This is a genomic window from Psychroflexus planctonicus (genome assembly GCF_014640195.1).
GTDB classification, from domain to species: Bacteria; Bacteroidota; Bacteroidia; order Flavobacteriales; family Flavobacteriaceae; genus Psychroflexus; species Psychroflexus planctonicus.
On the sequence record NZ_BMGM01000002.1, the window covers coordinates 208,901 to 226,072 of the forward strand.

At 33.9% G+C, this 17,172-nt stretch carries 18 protein-coding genes; 8 read left to right on the forward strand and 10 right to left on the reverse strand.

Annotated features, from left to right (window positions below):
• Positions 1–1,083: a DNA replication/repair protein RecF gene (recF, locus tag IEV72_RS03055; protein ID WP_188457615.1), complete on the reverse strand. Its 1,083-nt coding sequence runs from the start codon at positions 1,081–1,083 to the stop codon at positions 1–3.
• A 208-nt stretch (positions 1,084–1,291) separates the two neighbouring features.
• Between recF and IEV72_RS03060 the strand changes: the two genes are divergently transcribed.
• From IEV72_RS03060 to IEV72_RS03090, 7 genes are all read left to right on the forward strand, one after another.
• Positions 1,292–2,062 carry a tetratricopeptide repeat protein gene (locus tag IEV72_RS03060; RefSeq protein WP_188457616.1) on the forward strand — a complete coding sequence of 257 codons (771 nt, stop codon included), beginning with the start codon at positions 1,292–1,294 and terminating at the stop codon, positions 2,060–2,062.
• Between the two features lie 9 nt (positions 2,063–2,071).
• On the forward strand, positions 2,072–2,584 hold the full coding sequence (ribH, locus tag IEV72_RS03065) for a 6,7-dimethyl-8-ribityllumazine synthase (protein WP_188457617.1): 513 nt from the start codon (positions 2,072–2,074) through the stop codon (positions 2,582–2,584).
• Between the two features lie 89 nt (positions 2,585–2,673).
• Positions 2,674–2,970 (forward strand): hypothetical protein, encoded by a 297-nt coding sequence (locus tag IEV72_RS03070; RefSeq protein WP_188457618.1) that lies wholly within the window; start codon positions 2,674–2,676, stop codon positions 2,968–2,970.
• The gene (gene mutL / locus IEV72_RS03075; RefSeq protein WP_188457619.1) at positions 2,970–4,814 is read left to right on the forward strand and encodes a DNA mismatch repair endonuclease MutL; all 1,845 of its coding nucleotides are present in this window, start codon (positions 2,970–2,972) and stop codon (positions 4,812–4,814) included. Before IEV72_RS03070 ends, mutL begins: the two co-directional genes overlap by 1 nt.
• Entirely contained in the window at positions 4,815–5,570 is a 756-nt protein-coding gene (locus IEV72_RS03080; protein ID WP_188457620.1) for a rhomboid family intramembrane serine protease, read from the forward strand.
• 3 nt (positions 5,571–5,573) lie between these two features.
• On the forward strand, positions 5,574–6,467 hold the full coding sequence (locus tag IEV72_RS03085; RefSeq protein WP_188457621.1) for a rhomboid family intramembrane serine protease: 894 nt from the start codon (positions 5,574–5,576) through the stop codon (positions 6,465–6,467).
• 2 nt (positions 6,468–6,469) lie between these two features.
• Complete coding sequence (locus tag IEV72_RS03090; RefSeq protein ID WP_188457622.1) at positions 6,470–7,501, forward strand: endonuclease/exonuclease/phosphatase family protein; 1,032 nt, start codon at positions 6,470–6,472, stop codon at positions 7,499–7,501.
• Positions 7,502–7,510: 9 nt separating this feature from the next.
• On the opposite strand, the gene IEV72_RS03095 is transcribed toward IEV72_RS03090, so the two are convergent.
• From IEV72_RS03095 to IEV72_RS03125, 7 genes are all read right to left on the reverse strand, one after another.
• Complete coding sequence (locus IEV72_RS03095; protein WP_308420152.1) at positions 7,511–8,137, reverse strand: WbqC family protein; 627 nt, start codon at positions 8,135–8,137, stop codon at positions 7,511–7,513.
• Positions 8,138–9,709 (reverse strand): signal peptidase I, encoded by a 1,572-nt coding sequence (lepB, locus tag IEV72_RS03100; protein ID WP_188457623.1) that lies wholly within the window; start codon positions 9,707–9,709, stop codon positions 8,138–8,140.
• Positions 9,710–9,720: 11 nt separating this feature from the next.
• A complete protein-coding gene (gene dapB / locus IEV72_RS03105) occupies positions 9,721–10,449 on the reverse strand; it encodes a 4-hydroxy-tetrahydrodipicolinate reductase (RefSeq protein ID WP_188457624.1) in 729 nt (242 codons plus the stop codon).
• Between the two features lies 1 nt (position 10,450).
• Entirely contained in the window at positions 10,451–11,056 is a 606-nt protein-coding gene (locus tag IEV72_RS03110) for a DUF5683 domain-containing protein (protein ID WP_188457625.1), read from the reverse strand.
• Positions 11,037–11,936: a ParB/RepB/Spo0J family partition protein gene (locus tag IEV72_RS03115; RefSeq protein WP_188457626.1), complete on the reverse strand. Its 900-nt coding sequence runs from the start codon at positions 11,934–11,936 to the stop codon at positions 11,037–11,039. The genes IEV72_RS03110 and IEV72_RS03115 overlap by 20 nt, the downstream gene beginning before the upstream one ends.
• The gene (locus tag IEV72_RS03120; RefSeq protein WP_188457627.1) at positions 11,936–12,700 is read right to left on the reverse strand and encodes a ParA family protein; all 765 of its coding nucleotides are present in this window, start codon (positions 12,698–12,700) and stop codon (positions 11,936–11,938) included. Before IEV72_RS03120 ends, IEV72_RS03115 begins: the two co-directional genes overlap by 1 nt.
• A 490-nt stretch (positions 12,701–13,190) precedes the next feature.
• Positions 13,191–14,072: an SDR family oxidoreductase gene (locus tag IEV72_RS03125; RefSeq protein ID WP_188457628.1), complete on the reverse strand. Its 882-nt coding sequence runs from the start codon at positions 14,070–14,072 to the stop codon at positions 13,191–13,193.
• 498 nt (positions 14,073–14,570) lie between these two features.
• Here IEV72_RS03125 and IEV72_RS03130 point away from each other — a divergent pair, with 498 nt between their 5' ends.
• Entirely contained in the window at positions 14,571–15,401 is an 831-nt protein-coding gene (locus IEV72_RS03130; RefSeq protein ID WP_188457629.1) for an OmpA/MotB family protein, read from the forward strand.
• Between the two features lie 84 nt (positions 15,402–15,485).
• On the opposite strand, the gene IEV72_RS03135 is transcribed toward IEV72_RS03130, so the two are convergent.
• On the reverse strand, positions 15,486–16,505 hold the full coding sequence (locus tag IEV72_RS03135) for a TQO small subunit DoxD (RefSeq protein ID WP_188457630.1): 1,020 nt from the start codon (positions 16,503–16,505) through the stop codon (positions 15,486–15,488).
• A 258-nt stretch (positions 16,506–16,763) separates the two neighbouring features.
• On the reverse strand, positions 16,764–17,132 hold the full coding sequence (locus IEV72_RS03140; RefSeq protein ID WP_188457631.1) for a hypothetical protein: 369 nt from the start codon (positions 17,130–17,132) through the stop codon (positions 16,764–16,766).
• Positions 17,133–17,172 lie beyond the last annotated feature (40 nt).

Sequence of the window (17,172 nt, forward strand, 5' to 3'; positions counted from 1 at the left end):
TTATGTTAGTTCAAATATTTGATAATCAGTTGTATTTTCTTTCACTACATTTTCTGTTCGTTGTGCATGAGTGTCCGAAATAAACAACTGTCCGAGATCGTCTTTCATTACCATTTCAATTATTTTCTGAACGCGTTCTTCATCTAATTTATCAAAAATATCGTCTAATAGTAAAAGTGGTTTGGTGCCTTTTTGGGCTTTCATAAAATCATATTGGGCAAATTTTAATGCTATTAAATAGGATTTTTGTTGTCCTTGAGATCCAAACTTTTTAATCGGGTAATTTTCAATTTCAAATTGAAAATCGTCTTTATGAATTCCGAAATTAGAATACTGCAATCGTTTGTCTTTTTCTAATGCATTTTGCAGTCCAACTTCAAAATTTTCATCCTGTAATTGACTTTTATATGTGAAGCTAACTTTTTCTCTTGCATTGCTAATATCTTGGTATCGCTGTTGTAAAATAGGTTGAAATTCTTCTATAAAACGAAGCCGTTTAGTGAATAATTCTTCACCATAATCAGCCATTTGCTGATTGTAAACTTGTAGGGTAGAAGCATCAAATTGATAATTAGCGGCAAAGTATTTTAATAATGCATTTCGCTGAGAAACTACCTTTTGGTAATTAATAAGCGCGGTTAAGTAGGATTTATCTCCTTGCGAAATAACCGAGTCTACAAATCTTCTTCGGGTTTCGCTTCCTTCAATAATTAAATCTCGATCGGCTGGTGAAATAATAACCAAGGGAATCTCGCCAATATGGTCAGATATTTTATCGTATACCTTTGCGTTTTTCTTAATTATTTTTTTTTGTCCTTTTTTTACAGATACTACTATTTGTTGTTTGCTGCCATTCTTCTCAAAACTGCCATCCACCACAAAAAAGTCTTCACCATGCTGAATATTTTGCTTGGTTATAGGATTAAAATAACTTTTTCCAAAAGCCAATAAATAAATGCTATCTAAAATATTGGTTTTTCCAACACCATTTCTGCCTACAAAACAATTGATTTTAGCGTTAAAACTAAAGTTTTGATGATTGATGTTTTTAAAATTAATAATAGATAAATCGTTTAAAATCATTTAAATAGATGCTTTTATAAATTGAAAAAGGTAGATAACGAATTTAGTACTTTGTTTTTGATTAATGCATTACAATGCTTAAAATTTATTTTACTTTACAGGTGAATCTGCAAAAATATGTGTCGCTAAAAAGAGAATAAAAAAACAAGTGCTTAAAGTTGAATATTCAATTAAAATTATATTTTTGCCAATTGAATTAAATAGCATTATGGCATCATACAAAAAACGTGGCTACAAGCCTAAAAATAAAAAAGAACAGGAAGAACAAATTCACGAAGAGTCAACTACTGCAGAAGTATTTGATACGTTAGATGAAAAAGCTTCGAAGACCGAAGAATTTGTTAGTAAAAACCAAAATATAATTATTGGTTTAATTGCAATTATTGCGGTTTCTGTTTTAGGTTATTTAGGTTATCAGAATTTTATTTTAGAACCTAAGGAAAAAGAAGCTTCAGAAGAAATGCACCAAGCGCAATTGTTTTTCGACAATGCTATAAATTCTACTGGCAAAGCACAAGATTCAATTTTTAAATTAGCCATTAATGGTGGAAATGCTAAATTAGGTTTTGCTGATATTGCATCTAATTATAGCGGAACCAAAACAGCTGCTTTAGCCAATTACTACGCTGGTATTTCGTACTTGAATATTGGAGAATACCAAGAAGCAATTAATTATTTAGACAAATTTGATTTAGATGATGAAGTAATTGCACCAATGGCAAAAGCTTCTATAGGTGATGCTTTTTTACAAATTAATCAACCAGATGAAGCTTTAGGCTACTTTGAGCAAGCTATCAAGTTAAGTAACAACAGTTTTACTACGCCTAAATTTTTAATGAAAGCTGCTATAACTGCTTTAGATATTAACGAACCTAAGAAAGCTTTAGCGTATTTAGAGCGAATTAATCAAGAATTTCCAGATGCTAGTGAAGCTAAAAGAGCTAAAGCTTTAACAGGAAGAGCGCAAGGACTTCTATAATTTTTTTGAATGGCAACAGCTAACAAAAATTTATCTACATACAACAAAGAAGAAATACCCAATGCCAAAGATTTTAAATTTGGCATTGTTGTTTCTGAGTGGAATCCAAAAATAACACAAAACTTATTTCAAGGTGCTTTTGATGCCTTTCTTGAAAATGGAGCCATTAAAGAAAACATTGTAAGATGGAATGTTCCCGGTAGTTTTGAATTGGTTTATGGCGCAAAGAAAATGATCGAAAGTTTTGAAATGCTTGATGCCATTATTGTAGTTGGTGTTGTTATTCAAGGAGAAACCAAACATTTCGATTTTGTTTGCCAAGGTGTAACTCAAGGAGTGATAGATTTGAATGTGAAAGGAGATACACCTATTATTTTTTGTGTACTCACTGATAATCATATTCAACAAAGCATAGATCGTTCAGGCGGAAGACATGGCAACAAAGGAACAGAAGCTGCAATTGCGGCTATTAAAATGGCTCAATTACGTAAAGATGCCAAATTTTACGGTTTCCAAGATTAATTCCGAGATTACGTTTTTGTTTTCTTAATTTTTCTAGTGATTTCCTTCTTTTGATTGGAAATGATTAAATTTGTTTAAAATCATTTTTGATGCTAAAATTCAATTCCTTTAAACTAAATAAAAATCAGCGTTATAACTATACGCCTAGGTATTATAAAGGAAAATCTGAAGGTAATATTTATGATTTTGAATCTAAGTTTCAAAAATATAAAGATACCACCAATAAAAACGATTTTGGTTCACATTGGGCTGAAGCGCGTGCACAAAGCCGAACACGAGCCAATCGCTCGTTCAACGGAAGAGTTTTGCTTATTGCAGCGATATTAATTTTTATCTTTTTATACATCATCGACTTCGATTTATCCATTTTTAGTCAACCTTATTAATGAGTGATATAATTCAATTATTACCTGATCATGTTGCTAACCAAATTGCTGCAGGAGAAGTGGTGCAAAGACCAGCTTCTGTTGTAAAAGAGTTGCTGGAAAATGCAGTAGATGCGGGTGCCACTCAAGTAAATTTAGTGGTAAAAGATGCAGGTAAAAGTCTAGTGCAAGTAGTAGATAACGGACTTGGAATGTCTATGACAGACGCGCGTTTAGCTTTCGAACGCCACGCAACATCCAAAATTAAATCGGCAGAAGATTTATTTGATTTACATACCAAAGGTTTTCGTGGAGAAGCTTTGGCTTCAATTGCTGCGGTAGCACAAGTTCAAGTGAAAACCAAAACAGAAAGCGCAGAAGTAGGAACCGAATTGTGCATTGAAGGAAGCGAAGTAAAAAGCCAAACTCCATGCGTTACCAAAAAAGGAACTTCTATAGCGGTTAAAAATTTATTTTACAATATTCCCGCAAGGCGAAACTTTCTGAAATCGAATGCAGTTGAACAACGACATATTATAGATGAATTTCAACGCGTTGCTTTAGCGCATCCCAACATAGGTTTCAGTTATGTACACAACGCAAACGAATTATTTCAACTGCCAGCTACAAAAGCAAGACAACGCATAGTTGGAATTATGGGAGCAAAAACCAACGAAAAGCTCGTTCCTGTTGAAGAACAAACGGATTTTATTCACTTAAAAGGATTTATTGCAAAACCCGAATATGCCAAAAAAACACGTGGCGAACAATTCTTTTTTGTCAATAACCGATTCATTAAGAGCTCGTATTTGCATCACGCAGTAAGTTCTGCTTTTGAAGGTTTGCTTCGGGACAAATCTATTCCTTCGTATTTTTTGTATTTAGATGTAGATCCCAAAACAGTGGATATCAATATTCACCCCACCAAAACAGAAATTAAATTTGAAGATGAGCATTCTATTTATGCCATTTTAAAAAGTGCCATCAAACATAGTTTAGGACAGTTTCAAATTACGCCAGCACTCGATTTTAATAAGGATTCAGAATTTGATACTTCTTATCATCAGCACAAAAAACCCATCAGTAATCCAACTATTGAAGTAAATCGAAATTTCAATCCTTTTGAGTCGGATTCGAAGCCTAAATCGGTTTCCAATTATCAACATTCAACTTCCAAAAACACTTCATCTTGGGAAAGTTTATATGCCGATATTCAGCCTGATGAAGATGACAATGATGAAGATTTCATGCACATTGAAACGGAAGCTAAGAATAATTTGTTTTCAACCGAAAACATCACTGAACAGCGAACTTGTTTTCAAATGAATGCTAAGTTTTTAGTTACTGAATATCGATCTAAATTATTGGTCATAGACCAACATCGTGCGCATACACGAATTTTGTATGAAGAGTTAATGAAAAGCATCACAATGGACGCTGCACCGAGTCAGCAACTCTTATTTCCATTAGAAATGGAATTTTCTTCAGCCGATTTTCAAATTTTAAGTGAAGTACAAGAAGCCTTGATCTTAGTTGGTTTTGGATTTGAAAAATGGGAAAACAATGAAGCTGTTATTTCGGGTATTCCTAGTCATGTTAAAGAAAGTGATATCAGCAACATGTTGGACCAGCTAATTGCCGATATGCAAATGGGAATTCCGAAGAATAATTTTGAACAAAACGATATTCTTGCCAAATCTCTTGCAAGAAATATGGCTATAAAGTCGGGAAGGCTTTTAAATACCACGGAACAAGTAGATTTAATCAATCAATTATTTACTTGTAAGGAACCTACAAAAACACCAACTAACCAAAATATTTTTATCAATTTTGCACAAAGTGATTTAGAAAACAAATTATTGTAAATGGGAAGCTTAACCGATACTGTAAAAACCTTATTAATTGCCAACATTATATTTTTTGTGGGTACACTTTCTTTAGGCGATTATGCTTTCACACTTTTTGCTTTGTGGTTTCCAGAAAACCCAAATTTTGGGGTTTGGCAAATCATCACTCACATGTTTATGCATGGTAACGAAGCCCATATTTTCTTTAATATGTTTGCTTTGTTTATTTTTGGTAGCGTGTTAGAACGCAGTATTGGTCAATCTAAATTTATTTTTATTTACATTTCTTCGGGTTTGGGAGCAGCCGGGCTACAGATTTTGTTCAGTTATTTAGGGTATTGGGAAAACTACGATGCTTTAATAGAGTCAGGTTTATCCAGCAATCAAATTTCAGAGATGATTTCTAGCGCTATAGAAACAGGTCGTTTCCCAAATTACATCAATTCTTCAAACATTGGAGCAGCAAATTCATTAATTTCAAATTTTAGTGTTCCAATGGTAGGTGCATCAGGAGCCATTTTTGGTGTTTTGGCTGCTTTTGCATTAATGTACCCAAACATGCCCTTGTATTTTATTTTTGTGCCTATTCCAATTAAAGCCAAATATTTAATCGGTGGTTATTTTTTAATCGATTTGTATTCTGCTATTACCGACTCTAGTATTTTAGGGCCATCTAATGTGGCGCATTGGGCACATATTGGTGGAGCAGTTGTTGGATTTTTTATAATGTGGTATTGGAAAAAAAATTCGTTTAATCAAAACAGATGGAACTAACTTATGAGCGACTGGCAACAAAATTTTCGATATAAATATGCAACTTCAACCGTTGTAGAACGATTAATTGGCTTAAACCTGCTTTTATTTGTATTGACATTTGCTTTTCAAACTATCGGTTTCTTTTTTGAAGCACAAGCTAATTATTTTGTTGAATGGCTTATTTTTCCAGCAGATCCATTTGCATATATAGTCCAACCTTGGAGTATTATTACGTATGCTTTTTTGCACAATGGCTTTATTCACATTTTATTTAACATGATTGTTCTTTATTTCTCTGGTAGAATTTTTCTTCAATTTTACTCGCCACAGCGAATGATTAACTTTTATGTGTTAGGTGCTATTTTTGGCGCTTTAATTTTCATGTTGAGTTTCAATTTATTTCCTGTTTTTAGTCAATTGGGAAGCAGTAAACTACTTGGAGCTTCTGCTGCAGTCATGGCTATTTTAATAGGTGTTGCTACTAAAGTGCCCAATTACGGAGTTCGTTTATTTTTATTTGGGAATGTAAAGTTGTGGCATATTGCTGTTGTATTTGTTATACTAGATTTTATCCGAATTCCTTTTGGAAACCCTGGCGGACATTTAGCGCATTTAGGTGGTGCTTTTATCGGTTACTACTATTCTAAACAATTGGATGAAAGAAACGATTTAGGAAGCTTTGTGGCTTCAACTATGCACTATTTTCAATCTTTGTTTGATGCTTCAGCACGTTCAAAACGAAATATGAAAACCGTTCATAAATCAGCTAAAAAGAAAGCTGCTAAAACAAATGTTTCCAAAACGGAGAAGCAAAAACGCGTAGATCAAATTTTAGATAAAATTAGCAAAAGTGGTTACGAAAGTCTTTCAAAAGAAGAAAAAGATTTCCTATTTGATGCGGGTAAAGACATGTAATCATGGCAAAGAAAAAACTTCATTTTTTTGATCGTTTCATCTACTTTTTGAATGTTATTTCAGCCTTTTTACTTTTAATTTCTTACTTGCTTCCCTACATATCTCCAAAATATCTTCCTTTTATATCCATTTTAAATTTTGGGATTCCTATTTTAATCCTGCTAAATTTAATCTTTCTGCTGTATTGGATGCTCAAGCTGAAAAAGCAATTTTTATTATCGGGTATTATTTTACTTGTAGGTTTATCCCACATTACTTCTTTATATGTTTTTTCAGACAAGCAAAATGATGAAGCGGAAGGAATCAAACTCATGAGTTATAATGTAAGGCATTTCAATTTGCATCAATGGATTCCTGATACAGATGTGGTTCAAGAAATTGAAGACTTTATTGAAGAAGAAAGTCCAGATTTAATTGCTTTTCAGGATTTTAGGTCAGATACAGATTTTAATATCGATGTGGATTTCCCATATCATTTTGTTTTCTTTAAAAGAGAAAACCAAAACACCAGCACGGTATTTTACTCTAAATATCCCATTATAAACAAACAAAACATAGTGTTTCCTAAAACAGGAAATGGGGCTCATTTTGTCGATGTACAGTTACCAAAAGATACGATTCGGATTTTTAATATTCACTTGGAGTCTTTAAAAATTCAACCTGACGTAAAGGAATTACAAAACGAAGACCGAAAGAAATTGGTAAATCGAGTAGGGCAATCTTTCAAAAAACAAGCTGAACAAATTGATTTGATTCAGCCATATATTGAAAATTCTCCTTATAAAAATATCATTATTGGCGATTATAACAATACGGCTTTTTCTTATGTATATCGAAAATTAAAAGGAAACAATCTTAAAGATGCTTTTAAGGAAAAGGGCAGAGGCTTTGGGAAAACCTTCGATTTCGATTTTATTCCAATTCGTATTGATCATGCTTTAGTAGATCAAGATATAGAAGTTTTAGATTTTAAAAATTACGAAGTTCAACTATCAGATCATTATCCGATAATGCTCGAATTTAAGCTTCCTTAACAACGAAGATTAGTGTTTTTCTAGATAGGTAAGTGCGTTTGTTCCTTCGTTAAAGAGCAAGTCTAAAATGCTTAAATTATTCAAATAACCTTTTTTACTTTCAAAAACTTGAACATAAGAATCTAATTCTTGACTTGGTTTACGTTTGGCTTTGGCTAAATACCGAAAATCTTTTACATCTTTACTTTCAGCATAATCTTCCTGAAAAGTAGAAGTGTGTTCTATTGGTAGTTCTAAGCCTAAACTTTCTAGTAGTACGTTCCAAGCAGCTTGGGTAAAATCGATTAAATATTCAAATTTCTGATGATAAATAGGATGGAAGTCATCTTCAAAAAATTCAAAATAAGGCGAAGTTCGGTAGGCTGATTCTAAAGACTTCCAATGCAAGATTTGCCATTTAAAATCGTTTTCAATTTTTACATCTTTCAACAATTGATGCTTTCCATCACCACGGTGTTTTATGGGAATATTCAATAATAACTTCCCGTTTGCTCCATAAATATATTGCCGTGTTCGGTAACTTTGTTTTTGGTAATTGTCATTGATTTCAAAACGCAAAGATGTCGATTTAGCCAAGGGCACAAAAAGATCTATTGGTCCAAAATACAAAGGTTGAATAAGGGCTTCCTGCATCATTTAGGAATTGTTTTTTCGTTTTTTAAATGTTCTGTAACCAATGCCTAACAATACTAAAATTAAAAAGTAGGGCAAGTAAGAAGTACGTTCACCTTCGCCGCTAACGGTAGTAAACATTCTATCCCATCTAATTTTATTTAATCCGCTAGCATGTGGATCTATACTTAACCAAATAAAAACGGGTTTTCCTACAATGTGTGTTTCGGGTACAAAACCCCAATATCTGCTATCTTCAGAATTATGGCGATTGTCTCCCATCATCCAGTAATAATTTTGTTTAAACGTATATGAATCTACAGGCTCATCATTGATGTAAACTTGGTCGTCTTTCAGTGACATTTTTTGTTGCACGCCCATTTCTTCGCCTTCATAGACTTCAATAGTTCTTTGGTAAAAGCCAAAACTTTCTGCATTTAATTCAACTGTCGCTCCTTTTTCTGGAACATAAATTGAACCCATTTGATCCCCATTCCAAGTATATTTTTGGTTGTTGGGAAAAATCTTTTTATCCAGATAATCGGTAGGTGAAATTAATCGTTTAGCTCGCTCAACATTTGGGTGATTTTTGAAACTTTCCATGCTTTCTTCCGTCATGGCTTTTATGTAATACTGATCTAGATCTTTATCAAAATAGCTAATTCCATCTGTAATGTCATACCGAGATCTCAAGAAATCAGGATTAAAACCTTTTCCTTTTCCTTGTACCATATAGGAAAATTGGGGTCTTGCACGTTCAGGTAAATCAATTTTCTCTCCATTTACATGAACATAACCATCTTTTACGGCAACAGAATCGCCCGCAATGGCAACAGCTCTTTTCACATAATTCGATTTTTTATCAATTGGTTTATAATAGTGTTTTCCAGAAGTATCAAAAAACTTTCTAACCGTATCTACCGGCCAATTAAAAACAACAATATCATTTCGTTGAATTTCTTGAAAACCAGGAAATCTAAAATAAGGAAGTTGGACATCGCTTACATAAGATTTTACTCCTACCAACGGAATACTATCATGCACCATTGGAAGCGCTAAAGGAGTTTGCGGAGTTTTTGCACCATAATGAAACTTACTCACAAATAAGAAATCTCCTACTAACAAGGATTTTTCTAAAGATGGTGTTGGTATGGTAAAAGGCTGCATTACGTAAGTATGCACAATTGTTGCGGCAACTACAGCAAACAAAATAGAACTTAGAGTTTCTCCTCCTTTTGTTTTCGCATTTAGCTCCCGTTTTCCTTGGTATTCTTCAGTTGTAAAGTAATTGATATAATACAGATATAAACCTAAAGTTAGGATACAAAGCCAAGTATCTAAAGCAGAATCTTTTTTAAAACTTCTGGCTGTTTCTACCCAGATTACAGGAAACATAATGAGATTAATAATAGGGATAAATAGCAAAATAGTCCACCAAGTAGGCCGTTGAATAATCCGCATTAAAACTATTGCATTATATATTGGAATTGCTGCTTGCCAAGCACTTCTACCAGCTCTTTTATAAAGTTTCCAAGTGCCTAAAAAATGAATAACTTGAACAACAAGTATGAAGATTATTAGTTGTGTAAATGTCATAATTATTTTATTTATTGAGCTGTAAATGCATGCAATACGTCCTTCATGCTATAAATTCCTGTTTTTGTTTTTTTCTGAAGCCACTCCGCTGCAATTACCGCTCCTAGAGCAAAACCATCCCGTGTATGTGCGGTGTGTTTAATTTCTATATCGTCAATTGTACTGCTATAGGCTATTTTATGTGTTCCTTTCACGTCTTCAATACGTTTAGCTTCAATTGGTAATTCGCTATTATTTGCTTTGTTAGCTGGATATTTCCAAGCAGAATAATTTTCATTTTTATCAATAATTCCTTCAGCTAATGTTATAGCTGTTCCGCTAGGTGCATCTTTTTTTTCGGTATGGTGAATTTCTTCAAGGTTAATTTTATAATCGCTAAAATTAGCCATTAACTCAGCTAAATGTGCATTCAGTTGAAAAAATAAATTAACTCCTAAGCTAAAATTAGAAGCATAGATAAATTTTCCATTTTCTTTTTGGGCAATTTCACAAGCTTTTTCATATTGATCCAACCATCCTGTTGTACCTGAGATAACGGGAACTCCCAATTGAAAGCAAGTAGTAATATTGGTAAAAGCCGCTTCAGGAATACTAAAATCAATAGCCACATCAGCTTCTTGTAGAGCATCTTTATCAATAGGAGTGGAGCTTTGTTTTAGAACAATTTCATGCTGCCGTTCTAACGCAATTTTCTCAATGGTTTTTCCCATTTTACCGTATCCGAGTAAGGCAATTTTCATTTTAATTAAATTTAAAATTTACAGACAAGCCATAACTTAAATTACCTGTTAGAAAGTCTTGTTCTGCTTGTGGTTTTAAAGATAGATTTTCACTGACGTTAAACTGCTGTAAATGTGCATCTACATTGGCATCTACAATATTTAAGATGTAAGCACCAATGACAAATAGTAAAGATAAATCTCTGTTTTTTCTAAATAACTTTTGAGCATCGATTAAATTTTGATCAGTTAAAATACCAAAAAATTCATCTTCTTGACCCGTTAAACGTTGTTTAAAGGCATCTCTATAAGCCTGATATTGATTGTTGTTATCTATATAGAAATACAAAGTGGTTCCTAATGCCGCGTAAACCAAGGGAATTTTCCAATATTTACGATTGTAAGCTTGCCCTAAACCAGGAATTACAGCTGAAAAAAATGCAGCTTTAGATGGACCTAGCGGATCGTATAAATCAAGTCCGAAATCACGTTCTTTTTCCACACCGGTTTGTTCTATTTTCATACTGATACCTTCCTTTTTAGGGATGCTATCAATTTGAGCAAAACTTATGTGAAGCCCAAAAAACAAAACAGCTAAAATGAAAATGCTAAGCGTCTTTAGATTCATTGATTAATTTTTTAATGCGCTTAAAATCTTCTTCTGAAGAAAACGGAATAATCAATTTTCCATTTCCTTTTTTATTCAACTTTACATCTACTTTTGCTCCAAAGTAATTCGAAATTTCCTTTACAGCTTTTTGCTTAGCTTCATCTAACTTAGGACTGGTAGTAGGTTTTTGTTGGGTGGTAAGCGATTTTACTAATCGCTCGGTTTCTCTTACCGAAAGTTTATCTTTTATAATGCGCTCATAAACTTCTAGTTGTTCGTCTGTTTCACTTAAAGCAATAAGCGCTCTACCATGACCCATACTCAAAAAACCATCGCGCATTCCGGTTTGTATAATTGGGTCTAATTTCAATAAACGCAAATAATTGGCAATAGTTGAACGGTTTTTACCAATTCGGTCGCTCATTTCTTCTTGCGTTAAATCTACTTCTTCAATTAAACGCTGATATGAAAGCGCAATTTCTATCGGGTCTAAGTCTTGGCGTTGAATGTTTTCAACCAAAGCCATTTCTAAAGACTCCTGATCGTTTGCTATTCTAATATAAGCTGGAATACTGGGTAAACCCACCATTTTTGAAGCTCGATAACGACGCTCACCAGAAACCAATTGAAATTGGTTAAATCCTAATTTCCGAACGGTTATGGGTTGTATTACACCCAATTCTTTTATTGATGAAGCCAATTCGGTCAAGGCATCTTCATTAAAACTAGTTCGCGGTTGGTGCGGATTAACTTCTATACTTTCTAAGTCCAACTCTACAATATTGCCAACCACTTTGTCAGCATTTTTATCGTTAGCCGATTGGATATCGTTTTCTGGATCTTTCAACAAAGCCGATAGACCACGACCCAAAGCTTTTTTCTTAGAGGCTTTTGCCATTATGCGTTTTTCTTTATAATTTCTTCAGCCAAACTTAAATAATTATTAGCGCCTCGGCTACTGGCATCATATTTAATAATACTTTCTCCATAACTCGGCGCTTCACTTAAACGAACGTTCCGTTGAATTACCGTTTTAAATACCATGTCTTCAAAATGATTTTCTACTTCTTCAACTACTTGGTTAGACAAGCGTAAACGCGAATCGAACATGGTGAGTAACAAACCTTCAAAATCCAATTCAGGATTGTGTAATTTTTGTATGCTTTTAATAGTATTCAATAATTTACCCAAACCTTCTAAAGCAAAATATTCGCATTGTATAGGAATAATAACCGAATTAGCGGCCGTTAACGCATTGAGAGTTAATAATCCCAAAGAAGGTGCGCAATCTATTATAATGTAATCGTAGTTGTCTTTTATGTTTTCTAAAGCTTCTTTCAGCATGTATTCCCGGCGTTCTTGGTTTACCAATTCCAGTTCAATGGCCACCAAATCGATGTGTGCAGGTAAAATGGAAAGGTTAGGAGAGTCCGTTTCTAAAATGGCTTCTTCTGCTTTATTGCTGTGTTCAAGAATTTGGTAAGTACCAATTTCTACTTTTTCTACATCAATACCCAAACCTGAAGTAGCATTGGCCTGCGGGTCGGCATCTATCAAAAGTACTTTTTTCTCCAACACACCTAGAGCAGCCGATAAGTTGACAGCCGTGGTTGTTTTTCCAACGCCACCTTTTTGGTTGGCAATTGCAATAATTTTTCCCATGAATATGTATAAAATTCAGTTTGTAAAAGTACAATTTATTCTCCCATTAAAAAACTCGAATTATCAACACTTATTGTTGCTTTGATAAAAAATGATGTTGTTTTTCTCGCTTTAATTTTCAAAGAAAAGTTTTACTTGATTACTTCAATCGGATTTCTCTCTTCAAACATTCGGGATCGAAATGACAAAAAACAAACTGGTTGTCATGTCGAATGAAGTGAGACATCTCATCTTCTATTACTCACTTCAACCTTCAAGCTGAAACACCTTACAAACCTGTCATTCCACACGAGTTGAAGCGAGATGCGGAATCTTATTGTTTGTTGTACATGGAAATATCGCTTAGAACTTGCTTTGTGTTTTTATCAGATAAGACTACGAGTTAAACTGGAAACTTCGTGGTCACAATTTTTATTCAGTAAATGTGAATAACCATAAATATATAAAAACCAACTACTACAAACGAAGCCGTCTAAAGTCTAAATCAAACTTAAGACTGCTTTTTCTGTTTGATCATGGCTTCGAGCATATCCCACATTTCTTCAGGAATTTGATCTAATAAATTAAATTGTCCCGCGCCTTTTAACCATTCGCCACCATCGATGGTTACTACTTCTCCGTTTAAGTAATGCGAAAAATCCGAAACCAAATAAGCAGCTAAATTGGCTAATTCTTGGTGTTCACCGACACGTTTTAATGGTACTTTTTTAGCCAAATCAAATTTATCTTTTAAATCGCCTGGCAATAATCGATCCCAAGCGCCTTTGGTTGGAAATGGTCCAGGAGCAATTGCGTTGAATCGGATACCATATTTTGCCCATTCCACAGCCAAGGAACGCGTCATAGCTAAAACTCCAGCTTTTGCGGTCGCACTCGGAACCACATAAGCTGAACCCGTCCAAGCATAGGTAGTAACAATGTTTAAAACGGTTTTGTTGGTTTGTTTTTTGTCTATCCAATATTTTCCTAAAGCCAAAGTGCAATTTTTACTTCCTTTTAAAACAATATCAATGATGGTATCGAATGCATTAGCAGATAAGCGTTCTGTGGGAGAAATAAAATTACCTGCCGCGTTGTTTAGCAACACATCAATTTCACCGTAAGTTTCGTGTGCTTTTTCGAGCATGCTTTCAACTTGGTCATAATGCCTAACATCGCATTGCAATGCCAAACATTTACTGCCTGTTTCCTGTTCTAATTCATCAGCAGCTTTTTGGAGTTTTTCTAAGTTTCGGGAAGTAATTACGGCATTGGCACCCAATTCCATAAAATACTTGGTCATGGATTTTCCTAGTCCGCTTCCGCCTCCAGTTACAATTATTGTTTTTCCTTTTAATGCGTCATCGCGCAACATTTTATCGGTATAACTCATAGTTTCAAATTTTTATAAAAATAGGAAATTTCAGTTTTATGGAAGCTGTTTTATGGCATATTTAAACTTGTTCATTTTAATTTTATTGACTTAGGCCCTTGCTTAATATTAGTATTCATTTCCTCTGCGAACTTGGCGCCCCTGCCGGCCGGTCAGGCAGGTTTGCGGTTATTTATTTTCACCGCAGTGACGCAATGAACGCAAAGATTTATGATCTTACAACAAATAAACATATAAAACATTATGAATCAAAACATTAAAAGTATTGGCTAAGAACCTAAATCAATAATTTTATTATGGTTATGAAATCGTTAGGTTCAAAAGAATGCTTCAGTTTCCGATTGAATTTCATTCACATATTGTTATAGTCTTAGTTTTTTCAGATGAATTTTCATAATTCAATCTAAATTAGTTTGTTTATAAACATAATACTATGTCAATACCCATCCCATTTCACAACAAAATCACGTTATTTACGAATATTAAAAAATTATAATTATGAGAATACAAAAAATAATGTTAGCTATTGGCGCTGTAAGTATACTCTTCGGTTGTGTTTCAAAAAAGAAATATACCGAATTGGAAAGCAATTTAGATGACACTAGGTCTGAATTGATGCAAACCCGTACGGAAAAGGAAAAATTGGAACAGCAAATGAACCAAATTGAAATGCGTGTTGAACGCTACAATTCTAAAATTGCTTCGTTACAGACCGAAAAAGACGGTATGATGGTCAGTGTACCCAACGAAAACATGGTGCTTTCTGAAAAAAATAAAAAGGCCATGCGAAAAACCTTAAAAGAAGTACCCGCTGCAAAATTAGCAGAAGCCAAAACTTTGAAAGATTCGCTAAACATTGCTATTTCACATAATATTTCTAAAAATATGGGTGGTGATGCAGAAGACCTAAATGTTTCTATAGAAGAAACCATGGTGCGCATCAATATAGATGATAATCTTTTATTTGGCGATAGTAGCTTTAGAGTAGGAAGTAATGCAGACGATATCCTTTCTAAAATTGCTGAAGTTGCCAAATCTGAACCTTCCTTAGATATTTTAGTGGAAGGCCACACGGATAGTAGAACCATTAAAAAAGATAGTTATATCATCGACAATTGGGATTTGAGCGCAAGAAGAAGCGCTGCCATAGTTAGACGTTTAGAAAGTAAATTTGGTGTACCTTCTGAACAATTAATCGTTGCAGGAAGAGCCAGCTTCGACCCGGTTGTTGCCAACGATACCAAGGAAAATATGGCTAAAAACCGAAGAACACAAATCGTGATTATGCCCAACTTAGATAAGTTTTTTGCAATGTTAGGCGAAGAATAAATGAAATTTTCAAAAGTTTAAACAAAAAAATCGGAGATCTTGTGATCTCCGATTTTTTTATTTTTAAGATTTATAAATGAAATCTTACTGCACCTTAGCTATCCACGATTTACCGCTTACATCTGTAAGTTTTAGAAATTTAGCTTTTTCCTTTTGAATTGGACTTAATTCAAGATTCAAATTAGCTTTTGCACCCAAAGGAATTATCAAAGCGTGTTTTCCAGGTTTCACTTTTGCGATGTACTTGTTTTCAATTTTAGATGAATTAAAATTTGCCAAGTCATCAGCATCTAAGCTAAAGATGGCTTCTTTTCGTTGATTTAAAACTTCCATTTTAATTAAAAAAGAGCCGTAAACATCTACACCTTCTACTCGATAAACTTGAAAGCTTAACTTTTGGTTTTTTAATATTACATTGCTGATTTCTAATTTTGGGCTCACTGATTTGTTGTGCAAATCGCCCCATAAACCACCATGAAAAACTTGGTTAGTGAATAAGGTCAAACCTAAAATACCGATAGCACCTACAATGCTAATTTGCTTCAACTTAGCATCCGTAAAAGGAAGTGTTCCTGAAGTTAAAAAGGCAGCTTTTTTACTAGAAAACCAGCCTTTTTTATTCGCTAAATAATGGTCAAGTGAAAAATGCCCACCACCAGAGAAAAAGATGGTAAAACCAGCAGCAATTCCAAGTACACCAATTTGCCATTCGTCTAGACACGTAGTGCCAATCCAACCTGCACCCAGCAAAATACCAAGTGCAAGTCCAATAACACCAATGCTACTTAATCGCGTAAAAAATCCGAACATGAAAAACAAACCTACGACACCTTCAATAATGGTGAAGGAAACCATATTGAAATAGAGTACATCTGGATTTTCCAACATGTACTCAATAAGCGGTCCGATGCCTAAAGCATTTGGAAGAAAATGATTGAATTTTTCGCCGATGTATCCCGGCAATTCTGGATCGAGCTTGTTGGTTAAAACCACTCTTCGCCATAAGGCTGAAAAGTACGTCCAACCTGCCACAAGGCGCAATGATAATGTAAAAAGTCCAGCTAAACTGTAGCTTGAATTTTGTTTATTGATATCTGAATTCATTTGAAATAGTTTAAAATAGAAAATAAAAATTTGGGTTTTCAACTAGGGTAATTGAAAACATGAAAAAAATAAGAAAGTGAATTTTTAACCCGTAATATTCATTCAAAAAGCATTTGCGTCTTGTAGCGACTAAGAAAAACTAGAATTTTCGTATCTCAAATTTGAGTTTTTCTAAATCGGGGTTAACCGCCAAGAACAAAAGAATTATGAATATTAGTGAACCTGCCTGGCAAGGAGTAAGCAGGCAGGTAATGGCGTTTAAACTAAATTTACTTTAAAATGCTGATAAAGCAAGTACAAAGGAAGTTTGGATGAAGGAGAATCCTTTTCTATTGGAATTGAAAAAGATGTATAGCATTTGAAAAATTGTAGATTCTCAAATTTTGTCAAATGGCTTAGGCTTGTATCATCATCAAAATGCTTAGCATCAAGATTAGATTCATCATATTCAGTAATTTGATTCCACTCCAATTCTGCACATGAATTTTGCTGTACATTGGCTTTTGAAACGTTGAGTGTTTTTTGAAAAGGAATTTCAAAAAAGGCATCCAAGCCTTTTCGGGTATGGCAAGAAGACAGCAAAATAATGGCTGTCCAAAACGTGATTATGTATGCCTTCTTAAACAAATGTTTATATTGAAATGGATTGCAAATGTAATGACACAAA